Origin of the sequence: Microcoleus sp. B4-C2 (assembly GCF_036705265.1) — a bacterium.
Taxonomy (GTDB): domain Bacteria; phylum Cyanobacteriota; class Cyanobacteriia; order Cyanobacteriales; family Microcoleaceae; genus Microcoleus.
On the sequence record NZ_JAUBUB010000136.1, the window covers coordinates 2,487 to 13,910 of the forward strand.

Below are 11,424 nucleotides of genomic sequence, written 5' to 3' on the forward strand. Positions count from 1 at the left end.
CGGTAGCGAGTTGCTGCTGTAAAGAAGCGATCGAACTTTCGCGTTCACTCAACTGCTGCTGTAAACTTTCGTAACTTGACTTCGCTACTGTTTCGGCTAATTGGCTTTCGAGATTTTGCTTTTCGGTAGCGAGTTGCTGCTGTAAAGAAGCGATCGAACTTTCGCGTTCACTCAACTGCTGCTGTAAACTTTCGTAACTTTCTGGCATCGGATTTGGCTTTACAATCACCGAGTCCGATAGAGTTTCTGCCGTTACAGCGTCATTAACTTCGCTTTCTTCGGCTGTTTCCCCTTGCAAGGGGGCTGCCTCTACCTCAGTTTCTTCACCTTTTTTCCAAGTGACAGTAACTTCCGTCTTGTCCTTAGAAATATCCAGAGCGCCTTGTGCCAAGCGTTCTAGGAGTTCCGACCTTGATATTCCGAGCTTGCGAGCGATCACGTTTAATCGATCGGCACTAGAAGAAGTCAGCGAAAGTCCGACTTTGACTTTACTTTCTGAATTGGAACTAACTACATTGCGATTTTTTTTGACCATTGGCATTTTCCTCATGCCAACCTACACTAATAAGTGTAGTGGCTGAAGCTTCTATTAAAATTAATTCTTGTTACTTACCAATTGTGCCAGCTTCTGTTCCCAATTGAACAAAAATTCGTGAATATACTCTTCGATCCATTCCTCGCCGTAGAACCGCTTAAACATTCCCTCGGCCGGGTTTTTTTCGGCACGATACGGCAGATATTACAGTTGAGCTTGTTAGATACTATCTAACTTTGCGCCCCATGTCATCTGTTCGGCGCGATCGACCAAATCCAAATAAGCCGCCAGATAGTCTTTGAACCCTGCAAAAACCGGAATTGCCACAACTTCCGTTTCCTTGGGGCGATCCCACAGAAACGCCAACGAGAAAAACTGCTTAGCTTCCTCTGGAAAGTCGCCACTCCAGGGAAGGTGCGGTTAATGAGCTTGAAAAATTTGTTCGACCCAGTACACTTAGCCTGGTAGTCAGCGTCGCCGCCAAACAGATGCTGGATATCCAGAGCAATTAAAAAGCCAGCCGGCAGCGTTACCAAATCCGCGCCAAAAAACGGTTGATAGAGATTACCTGAAATCTATTGCTCCTACTTTATATAATTTTGGACTGCGGCGTGCCGAACAGAAAAACAAGTACAGAGGTGAAATTTTTCCAGCCAACTACCCAGCTAATGATTCGGGGACAGCCTACATAGACTTCTTTCAATTTGATACAAGAACAAATACACCTAAAGGAATTATTGCTGTAAATTTACCAAGGTGGAAACCATGACGATCAAAAATGAGCAACAATATCAGCATACCTTAGATTGGTTGCTGCGATTTTAGCAGTCTGTAGCTGAATTGGATAGTAATGAGAGTTTGAAAGACGAACCTGTGCGATGGCAGCTTCATAGAGATTCAGATCAGAGTCAAGTGGACGAGCTCAAGTCAGAAGTTGCTGAATATGAGCGACTTGTTCAGTGCAACAATATTTAGCAAAATCCGCTCAAAGTTGCTACTTTAAATAAGTTGCCAAATGCTTTAATTAAAGCTCGCATAGCATCAAAAATTAGCCGACAAGAACTAGCCCCGATACTAGGAATTAATCCTGAGCGAGTTAAGCAATATGAAGACACAGATTATCAATGCGCTAGTTTTGTGGAAATCCTCGAAGTCAGCACAGCTTTTGGCGTAGATTGTATTAGTAATGGAGGCCATCCATACCCTATCTATTTGAGGAGGCGGAGACCGTTTTTTTTATAAGAGGTTTTGACCGCCGATTTTTTACAATCAGCGGCTGGGGCGCAGTATACAATAGAATCATTTTTAACCCCATTTTTCGGAGATTAAAGCGCCAGTTAAAACCCTAATTCTCCGGCGCATAAAATCCTAAATGATTGGCAATTGGACGTTCCTGCATGGGAATTTTATTCTGAATCGGAGCATTCAACAGTTTCGCTCCTGACGGCGATGCTACTGCAAAAGTTACCGACCCGCCGCCATCTAAATTCAGCACTGTCTCCGCTCCCAACTGCATCGAAATATCAGCTATTTCACTCAATTTCAGCCCTTCACTGTAAAGCCTCTGCTTGCCGTCTGCCAGAATTAACCACAACTTATCGCCTGTTTTGTCGATCGCCGCGACTGCACGGGGATAGGGTTTATCCTGCTTGCGTTCTTCCTGACTTTGTGCTACGGGCTGGCCATTTTTTACCAGCAAAGTATCTCCGGCAACGGCATAGGCTGTTCCCGCAGGACAAGTGCCGTTTTCGATTATTTGAGCGCGGTTTTTGGCATCAAAACAAAGGGCGGGAAAGTCTGGATTTGGTTGAGAATAAGCTTGGCTTTTGGCAATGGCGTGTCCGACATTATTTACTCGATCGCCACTGCGGGGATAGTAATCCCAAGGTGCTTTCTCGATGCAGGGATAAAAAAAATTGCCGTTGACTGCTAATTGCAATTTAAATTCTTTCAGGAATTCAGTAGCCGTGCGGGCATTGGTTTCTGTTAAATCGGGTGTTGGGTTTCCGGGAGTGACAAAAATTCCTATTCCCGGCGCTTTTAGGTCGATGCTAACAATGTGAATTAGGGTGGGACGCGGATTAGTCCGAAATTCCTTGCGGTAGGCTATTCCTTGAAAGAGCGATCGGGCTTCGTTTGTTTGTTGGGGACGCAAAAAGTAGGGAATGTTGTAGAGTAGTATGGGTGCGAGCAATATTCCGAGACCGAGAATCTGCCAAATTTGTTTGATCGTGGGCCGATAAGTCATACCATTTTAGATTTGAGATGGGGGACGGGAACACTGAGAGATTTATATATTTTTAAGCATCCTGTACTAATATGAAGTATTCGGATTCCCATAATTTTAGCAATCAAATTTTACGAAATCGATCGTTCCAAGGACAAGTTCTTAACGGTGCTGATTTCAGCGGTGCGGATGTTCGAGGCTGCAATTTTAGAAATGCTCAGTTAACGGGGGCGAATTTTCTCGGTGCGAAAATCGGGATTTCTAGGCGACAGATAGCTGTTTTGAGTGCTGGGGCGATCGCGATTTGTTTGGTTGTGGGCGATGTTCTGACTCGACTGATTTTGGGATCTCAAGGACAAATACCGGGCTCCGGCAGTTGGCCTTTTGTTCTGTTGCTGTACGGGGTTTTGAGCGCTGCTGGCTTCGCTTCGGCGATCGCAAGCAAACAGCCAAAAACCTCAAAAGCGGGTAGATTGGCACGAACAATTTCTGCTATTCTATCAGGAGCTTTGTTGGGATTTTTCTATGCTGGGACTGCAACTAATAATAATTCCCAGGCTGCTCTTGCTGGAATGTCGATCGGCGGGGTGTTAATGTTTTTTGTGAATTCCCGGATTCGTGGCCAATTTGCACAGGTGGCGATCGCATCGGCTGGAAGTGTGGCGACTTACGCAGCGGCTTTTTTGTTCAGTGCAACGGCGAGCGCTTTTCTGAGCACTCACAAACTGTTTTGGGGTATGTGTTTCGGTTTGCTGTCGCTGCTGTATCTTTGGTTTGCATTTGTGTCTTTCTCCGCTATTGTTCGAGAGATTGGAAATGCTGAGGGTACTTCGTTCAGAGGGGCAAATCTCGCTGATGCTAAGTTCGATATAAATTACCTCTATCTAAAATCTAAAATTTAAAATCTCAAATTCCCTAATTGACATTCAAACAGCAATTGAGCCAGCAGAAAGCGACGCTTTGCTGCAAACGGTGGCGATTGGTGTAGGTCACTATGGTTTTCTACTATTGGCATTATATCTGGGTGTTTATTCTCGGCGCGATCGCCCTAATTTACCCTCAAAAATATACAAGCGAGATCCCTTGATTTTTCTCAAAGAATTCAAGGGATCTCGCTCTAATCAAACTATTTATCTCATATCAGAGATTTTTTTTGCAAGCTGTTTTTTTTGCCTAAACAGCTTGATTAACGGAGAGGGAGGGATTCGAACCCTCGTTAAGTTGCCCTAAACACACTTTCCAGGCGTGCGCCTTCAACCGCTCGGCCACCTCTCCAGGGCTAAATTAATTCATTTAGCCACAGCTAAACTATATTAACAGAACAAATCTGATTTGGGAAGGGGTAACGGCATAAATTTACTGTTTAATGTGGATAGGGTGTCAAACGAGCCGGCTTGGATTCTCCTACCTATGTCGCAAACCCCTTCATCTAAAGGAGTTTGCCCGCCAAACCCCAATCTAAAATCTAAAATCTAAAATCTAAAATTCCATGACTGACTCTTACACAATTAAAATTCATAACAGACAGACAGGCGATCGCCACACCGTGCGAGTACCCGAAGACCGCTACATCCTCCAAAGCGCGGAAAACCAAGGAGTAGAATTGCCCTTTTCCTGCCGCAACGGCGCTTGTACAGCCTGTGCGGTGCGCGTCAAGTCGGGGGAACTGCACCAGCCAGAAGCAATGGGGCTGTCTGTGGAACTGCAAAAAGAAGGTTATGCCCTGCTGTGCGTCAGCTATCCCCGTTCCAACATCGAGGTAGAGACGCAAGACGAAGACGAAGTGTACGAACTGCAATTCGGCCGCTACTTCGGCAAAGGTAAAGTTAGAGCAGGTTTGCCGTTGGATGAAGAATAAGGCAATTTGATAAATAATCAACTACCAATTATCCATGCTTTATCGATTATGTGCGATCGCCCTTTGTCTGTTGCTAGCTAGCTGCCAAAAACCAGAAATGCCCCAAGGTACGATCGCCAAAGTAGAAAGGGCCATCAGCGGCCAAACAATCGAAGTTATCAGTACAGCCGACAAAATAGCCTTATTAGAACAAATCAGGCTAATTGGTATTGATGCGCCGGATTTAAAACAGCAGCCTTGGGGAGAAGCAGCCAAACAAAGACTAGAACAGCTAATTGGGGGAAAACAGGTATTGGTAGAATTAGACATCGAACAGAAAGACCAGTTCGATCGCAAACTAGCCTACTTGTGGCAAGATAAAAATTTGCTCAACGAACAGCTAGTCAAAGAAGGTTATGCCCTGGCCTGGGTGCGATCGCCCAACACCAAATACCAGCAGCGACTCATCAACGCTCAAGAATGGGCGAGACTCATGGGTAAAGGTCTGTGGAATCCAGAACGAGCTTTGCGCCAAACTCCCGCAGAATTCCGCCAACAAAATCGGAAATAGTCAATCGATTTTAGATTTTAGATTTTAGATTTTAGATTGAAGCATTGACCCCACAGATAAATACGTTCGGCAAGTTTCATCGGGTACAGGTTTTTATTTCTGGACGGATGAATCACGTGGCGGGTATCGTGGATGCTTTCGGTCAGTTGGGAATTGTTGACAACTGACAACTGACAACTGACAGACAATCAACTGACAGACAATCAACTGACAGACAATCAACTGACAGACAATCAACTGACAACTGACAAATGACAGACAATCAACTGCAAAACTTCTTAGAAATAGCCACCGAAGCAGCCCTAGCCGCCGGTTCCGTCCTGAAATCTTTCTGCGGAAAACTAGAAAAAATTCAAGAAAAAGGCCGATCGGGTGATTTAGTCACAGAAGCCGACAAAGCCTCAGAAGCCGTCATCTTAGAAATTCTCGGTCGCCACGTACCCCACCACGCCATCCTCGCCGAAGAATCCGGCAAATTAGGGGATGCCAGCAGCAAATACCTGTGGGCGATCGACCCTTTGGACGGCACAACCAATTATGCTCACCAATATCCTTTTTGGGCCGTGTCCATCGGACTTTTAATCGACGGAATACCACAAATTGGAGTAATTTACGACCCTTTTCATAATGAATTATTTCGGGCAGGCAAAGGATTGGGAGCAACCTGCAACCGATCGCCGATCGAAGTTTCCCAAATCTCAGAATTGAGAACCAGCTTGCTAGTCACTGGCTTTGCATACGATCGGCGCGAAACCGCAGACAATAATTATGCCGAATTCTGTCACCTCACCCACCTCACCCAAGGCGTGCGGCGCAGCGGTTCCGCATCCCTAGACCTCGCACACCTCGCGATGGGGCGATCGGACGGATACTGGGAACGGGGACTCGCCCCTTGGGACGTAGCCGCCGGTGTACTCATCGTCTCCGAAGCCGGAGGTCAAATTACAGCTTATGACGGCAGTGCCTTTGAGATGAACTCGGGTCGGATTTTGGCCACAAACGGCAAAATACACGCCGAACTCAGCAGCGCACTGCTAGCAGTTCCTCCCTTATCTTCTTGGAAGTAGCGTGCCCGCAGCAATAGATCGGGGGTAGTACGGGGGTCAGAACCCCTTGACTCAAGCTACATTAAAGAATAGTGAAAAGCCAGGAAAGGAAGAGTAAAAGTTATGTCTTTTGAAATGACAAAAGGGCTGTTCAAGTACGACTTTACAGATCAGCACGCAATTTTGGGAATTCCCTTAGACGCCGAGTTTAACGACATCCGCAAGCGCTACATGAAAATCGCCCGCCGGTTGCATTCGGATACTTGCTCTTTTGAAAGCCAAGCAGATAAAGATTGGGCTAACCAATTTTTGTCAAAAGTAGTCAATCCGGCTTACAATAAATTCTCTAAGGAAAGCGATCGCAAAGAATACAGCCTGCTATTAGCAGCCATCGCCAAGCGCGTTGTTAAAGAACAGGCGAAAATGCAAATTGAAAGCGAAGCAGCCAAACAGTTAGCTACCGCTAAAGATTGGGAAGAAGCTTACAAAACAGCAGTTAGCAAACTCGCTCTCAAGCAGTACGAATCAGTTAAGGAAACGCAAGAGGCGATCGATCAAATTAGCGAACTTAACATGGTTTACCTGCTGCGAAAAGAGCGCATTGGCATTGCAACCCCGCCACCACCCCCAACCCCAATTCCCCCAACCCCAATTCCAACCCCAACCCCAAATCTACCCCCAAATCTACCCCCGGACAAAGACGACCCGCGGATCGAAGCTTATTGCCGCCGAGCTCAAGGATTTATGGACAGCAAAAATTACGCTAAAGCAAGTTTGGAGTTGAGGGAAGTCCTGAAGGGTGCCCCGAAACACAGCAAGGCTCACGCTATGTTAGCAATGTGTTACCTTGAACAAAATCAAGCCACAATGGCAAAACTTGAGATGAACAAAGCTTTGGCATCAAATCCAGAAGAACCGACGGCTTTGGAGGTTAAGAAAAAGCTGGAACAAGCTTCCGCAAAAGCCAAAAAAGGTGATGAGAAACCAGGATTTTTTGCAAGTTTGTTTGGCGGGAAGAAGAAGTGAGAAGTTGTGAGTTGTGAGTCTTGAATATTTAGAAACGGGTGAACTGCTCAGCAGTGGAGTGAGATCGAGTAAAAAAATCAATACTTGGTGACACCTTAATTTGTTAAAGTCGAATGTTAAGCTTGCCTGGTTCGACTTTAACACCGTCCCCTAAAGCCTAGGGCGTGTTTTCAGACTCTTCGGTAGGTTGGGCCCGATCGTCGTAGCGCACCCTCCGTTTCACTCCGCCCAACAAATCTAGGAAAAATGTTGGGTTTCGTTCCACGGGTCCAACCTACAATTTAAGGCAATTCTGGGGAGAGAAAACACGCCCTAAGCTTCTAAGCCCCATCTAAAATCTAAAGTCTAAAATCTAAAATTGATATGGTTCACCAACCCCCATCGGGTGCAAGAGATTTATTGCCCCTTGACGTTGCTCAAAAAATTTCGATCGAACGGCGCTTACAGCAGGTTTTTCACCGCTGGGGCTATCACCGGATTATTACCTCTACTCTAGAAAGGCTGGAGACATTGATGGCTGGGGGCGCGATCGACCGATCGACCTTAATTCAACTGCAAGACGCCGAGGATGGAGAACTTGGTTTGCGGCCGGAATTGACAGCATCCATCGCCCGCGCGGCTGCAATGCGGATGGCCGGGACTCGCTGGCAGCCCCAGCGCCTCTACTACAACGCTAACGTGTTCCGCAAAGGCCCAGATACTGGCTCAGGCGGGCAACAGGAGTTCTATCAAGCTGGGGTAGAACTGCTCGGCGCGGGGGGGGCGGTTGCGGATGCAGAAGTGCTGCTGCTGCTGTCTGAGTGCTTGCAGAGCTTGGAAATTGATGACTGGCATTTGGTTTTGGGAGAAGCGGGCTTGACTGCAACATTGCTGGAACCGTTTCCGCCAAACGTGCGCCAGAAAGTTCGGGGGGCGATCGCCAATCTCGATCGAATTGCCTTGGAAACTTTGCCGCTGTCAACCGAATTGCGAGAAAGAGCACTGCTGTTATTTGACTTGCGCGGCCGCCCCGAAGAGGTGTTGCCAATTGTTGCCAAGCTGGATTTAGATTTGCCGCAGCAAGCCGCGTTAAATAATCTCAAATCGGCGATCGAATTGCTGCACCAATGCCAGTCAAAAATTCCCAATCTAAAATCCCACATTCACCTCGATTTGAGTTTAATTCAAACATTTGACTACTACACTGGAATTGTGTTTGAAGTTGTCAGCAGCAGCAAGACAGGACAGCGAGTTTTAGGACAAGGGGGACGCTACGACCAACTGTTGGGACTGTTCGATCCCCAAGGGCAAAATTCCCCCGGCATCGGGTTTTGTCTGAATATTGAAGATTTGCACCAAGTTTTGCTGACAGAGGGGCAATTGCCCACGGAGACGCCAGCTAGTGACTGGTTGGTTGTGGCTCAAACTCCTGAAGCTAGTGCCGCCGCGTTTGCTTACGCTCGCAAACTCCGAGACTCTAGTCACCTAGTTCGGGTAGAAATAGATTTGGAGAGTCGGGAGACAGAGGAGGAGGCGCGGGAATTCGCGCGCGATCGACGAATTGCTCAAATTGCTTGGGTAAATGCCGAAGGATTGCCAACAATTGAAACGGTAAATTAGGCTAATTGGTAATTGGTAATTGGTTAAAAATCACCTGATATGATATTATGTATCCTGCTGATTGAGATCAGGTTTTGCCAATTACTAATTGCTAATCCCCAATCTAACTAAAATCTTTTGAGAGAACACTATGGCACACACTATTGTTACGAATATTTGCGAGGGAATTGCTGATTGTGTCGGCGCTTGTCCGGTTGCTTGTATTCACCCCGGCCCCGGCAAAAATGTCAAGGGTACTGATTGGTTTTGGATTGATTTTGATACCTGTATTGACTGCGGTATTTGTTTGCAGGTGTGTCCTGTCGAAGGTGCGATCGTTCCAGATGAGCGGCCCCAGTTGCAGCAAACTCCGACTTGATTGCATTAATTAACTTCATCCGTAAGGTGCGCTGCGGCGCACCCTACATTTTTTTTTGAACCACAGAGGGCGCAGAGGACACAGAGAAGAAGAGTGAGAAAGAACTGAAAAATCTAACGTTTAGATATCTAAGTGAGGTAATTAATTATGTTACTTTTGTGAGTTCTTTCTTTTCCCTTCTCTTCTCTTCCTTCGTGTCCTTCGCGTCTTCGCGGTTCGTTTAAAAAAAAGCCCGATCGCACTTTACAATAAAATCCCATGCAGCCGATCGCACTTTCCGACTCTCACATTTTATCCATGCGAACCCACGCCGAAAGCGCTTATCCTGACGAATGCTGCGGTTTGTTGCTGGGTCGAGTTACTGGCGATGTTAAAACTTTAGTGGAAGTTTGGCCGACTGACAATGCTTGGAGTGCGGAAGCTGAGGAGAATTGGCCGGAAGAAAAAGGATTGACAGAACGGCGCAGATATGCTATTAGGCCCGAAGATATGTTGCGGGCGATGAAACACGGGCGCGCTCGCAGTCTGGATATTATCGGTATATATCATTCTCACACGGATTGTCCCGCAGTGCCCTCAGAGTGCGATCGGGCATTGGCGTGGGCGGAATACTCTTATATCATTGTGTCCGTCCGACAAGGCTGTTGGGAAGACATCCGCAGTTGGAGTCTTGACGGAGAGGGGAACTTTCAAGCAGAGGAAATTCTCGCACAGGAACCGACTGAGATTAAGAAATAATTAGTAAAAATAACAAACAGGTAAAAATGCGAAAGATTCAGATAGGATGTAATTCAAAATCTGCGCTACACACAATATCATGCTAAATCCTAATCTGGAGGAGATCCAGCTCAACAAACAAGAATACGAACGCTACTCTCGCCACCTGATCCTGCCAGAAGTTGGATTGGATGGACAGAAGCGTCTCAAAGCTGCCAGCGTGCTCTGCATCGGTACGGGAGGCCTCGGTTCGCCGCTGCTGCTGTATTTAGCCGCAGCCGGTGTTGGCCGCATTGGGATTGTAGACTTTGATGTTGTAGACCATTCTAATTTGCAGCGGCAAGTAATTCATGGCACTTCTTGGGTTGGTAAACCGAAGATTGAGTCGGCTAAAAATCGGATTTTAGAAATTAATCCTTTTTGCCAAGTAGATTTGTACGAGACTCGCGTTAGTTCGGAAAATGCGATCGACATTGCCACTCCTTACGATATCATTATTGACGGCACGGACAATTTCCCGACTCGCTATTTGATGAACGACGTTTGCGTGCTTTTAAACAAGCCCAACGTCTACGGTTCCATCTTCCGATTTGAAGGGCAAGCAACAGTTTTCAACTACGAAGGCGGCCCGAATTATCGCGATTTGTACCCAGAGCCCCCGCCTCCTGGGATGGTTCCTTCTTGTGCCGAAGGCGGTGTTTTAGGCGTTTTGTGCGGAGTTGTCGGGTCTATCCAAGCAACGGAAGCTATCAAGATTATCTTGGGTCAAGGCACTACTTTGAGCGGCCGACTGTTGCTTTACAATGCCTTAGATATGACGTTCCGCCAATTGAAACTGCGGCCTAATCCAGTGCGCCCGGTAATTGAAAAGTTAATTGATTACGAACAATTCTGCGGCATTCCTCAAGCTAAAGCGCAGGAAGCAAGTCAGCAAACGCAAATTCCTGAGATGACTGTCAAAGAACTTAAGGAGTTAATCGACAGCGGTGCCAAGGATTTTGTATTGTTAGATGTTCGGAATCCCAACGAGTATCAAATTGCTCAAATTCCGGGGTCTGTTTTGGTTCCTTTACCGGATATCGAACACGGCCAAGGTGTTGAGAAAGTTAAGGAATTGTTGAACGGGCATCGCTTGATTGCACACTGCAAAATGGGCGGGCGTTCTGCGAAGGCTTTGGGCATTTTGAAGGAAGCTGGAATTGAGGGGATTAATGTTAAGGGCGGAATTACTGCTTGGAGTCAAGAAGTAGACTCGTCTGTTCCTCAATATTAAGTAGCAAAGCAGGACACGGTACCGTGCCTTTCGTCGTGTCAATTTAAGCCGAAAGCCCGACAGTCTTCCCACTCACCCGTCAGTCCGCCAGGGACTGAAGTCCCTGGCTAATAGCGAAAGTCCTCTGAAGAGGACTAATGAGTTCTTCAGTCCTCTTCAGAGCGTTCCACCGGCGTCGCACGCCGGTTATGAATAAAAGAAACAGTAAAGCTAGCCCAAAAGTTGCCATCGATCA

General features: G+C 46.7%; 12 protein-coding genes, 1 tRNA gene and 1 pseudogene. 10 read left to right on the forward strand and 4 right to left on the reverse strand.

What is annotated here, in order from left to right; translation table 11 throughout:
- Nucleotides 1-535: ribbon-helix-helix protein, CopG family (locus QUB20_RS26395; RefSeq protein ID WP_333207948.1), on the reverse strand; the 535-nt coding region annotated here is incomplete at its 3' end.
- Between the two features lie 60 nt (nucleotides 536-595).
- Nucleotides 596-901: pseudogene (locus QUB20_RS26400) on the reverse strand (hypothetical protein).
- A gap of 238 nt (nucleotides 902-1,139) precedes the next feature.
- Between QUB20_RS26400 and QUB20_RS28795 the strand changes: the two are divergent.
- Entirely contained in the window at nucleotides 1,140-1,304 is a 165-nt protein-coding gene (locus QUB20_RS28795) for a DUF6932 family protein (RefSeq protein ID WP_445299432.1), read from the forward strand.
- 576 nt (nucleotides 1,305-1,880) lie between these two features.
- On the opposite strand, the gene QUB20_RS26405 is transcribed toward QUB20_RS28795, so the two are convergent.
- Nucleotides 1,881-2,783, reverse strand: a complete 903-nt coding sequence (locus tag QUB20_RS26405) for a phosphodiester glycosidase family protein (protein ID WP_333250782.1) — start codon at nucleotides 2,781-2,783, stop codon at nucleotides 1,881-1,883.
- A gap of 71 nt (nucleotides 2,784-2,854) precedes the next feature.
- Between QUB20_RS26405 and QUB20_RS26410 the strand changes: the two genes are divergently transcribed.
- Nucleotides 2,855-3,664, forward strand: coding sequence for a pentapeptide repeat-containing protein (locus QUB20_RS26410; RefSeq protein ID WP_333250784.1), 810 nt, complete (start codon nucleotides 2,855-2,857; stop codon nucleotides 3,662-3,664).
- A 288-nt stretch (nucleotides 3,665-3,952) separates the two neighbouring features.
- Here the strand turns inward: QUB20_RS26410 and QUB20_RS26415 are convergent.
- A tRNA-Ser gene (locus QUB20_RS26415) sits at nucleotides 3,953-4,037 on the reverse strand.
- A 214-nt stretch (nucleotides 4,038-4,251) separates the two neighbouring features.
- Between QUB20_RS26415 and QUB20_RS26420 the strand changes: the two genes are divergently transcribed.
- From QUB20_RS26420 to moeB, 8 genes are all read left to right on the forward strand, one after another.
- Entirely contained in the window at nucleotides 4,252-4,620 is a 369-nt protein-coding gene (locus QUB20_RS26420; RefSeq protein WP_006635700.1) for a 2Fe-2S iron-sulfur cluster-binding protein, read from the forward strand.
- A 34-nt stretch (nucleotides 4,621-4,654) separates the two neighbouring features.
- Nucleotides 4,655-5,170: a thermonuclease family protein gene (locus tag QUB20_RS26425; protein ID WP_333250787.1), complete on the forward strand. Its 516-nt coding sequence runs from the start codon at nucleotides 4,655-4,657 to the stop codon at nucleotides 5,168-5,170.
- Nucleotides 5,171-5,421: 251 nt separating this feature from the next.
- A complete protein-coding gene (locus QUB20_RS26430; RefSeq protein WP_333250789.1) occupies nucleotides 5,422-6,237 on the forward strand; it encodes an inositol monophosphatase family protein in 816 nt (271 codons plus the stop codon).
- A gap of 102 nt (nucleotides 6,238-6,339) precedes the next feature.
- Entirely contained in the window at nucleotides 6,340-7,242 is a 903-nt protein-coding gene (locus QUB20_RS26435; RefSeq protein ID WP_333250791.1) for a tetratricopeptide repeat protein, read from the forward strand.
- Nucleotides 7,243-7,605: 363 nt separating this feature from the next.
- Nucleotides 7,606-8,841 (forward strand): ATP phosphoribosyltransferase regulatory subunit, encoded by a 1,236-nt coding sequence (locus QUB20_RS26440; protein WP_333250793.1) that lies wholly within the window; start codon nucleotides 7,606-7,608, stop codon nucleotides 8,839-8,841.
- Nucleotides 8,842-8,971: 130 nt separating this feature from the next.
- Nucleotides 8,972-9,199: a ferredoxin family protein gene (locus QUB20_RS26445; RefSeq protein ID WP_333143234.1), complete on the forward strand. Its 228-nt coding sequence runs from the start codon at nucleotides 8,972-8,974 to the stop codon at nucleotides 9,197-9,199.
- A 258-nt stretch (nucleotides 9,200-9,457) separates the two neighbouring features.
- The gene (locus QUB20_RS26450) at nucleotides 9,458-9,937 is read left to right on the forward strand and encodes a M67 family metallopeptidase (RefSeq protein WP_333250795.1); all 480 of its coding nucleotides are present in this window, start codon (nucleotides 9,458-9,460) and stop codon (nucleotides 9,935-9,937) included.
- 79 nt (nucleotides 9,938-10,016) lie between these two features.
- The gene (gene moeB / locus QUB20_RS26455; protein WP_333250797.1) at nucleotides 10,017-11,189 is read left to right on the forward strand and encodes a molybdopterin-synthase adenylyltransferase MoeB; all 1,173 of its coding nucleotides are present in this window, start codon (nucleotides 10,017-10,019) and stop codon (nucleotides 11,187-11,189) included.
- The last annotated feature ends 235 nt before the right edge of the window (nucleotides 11,190-11,424 follow it).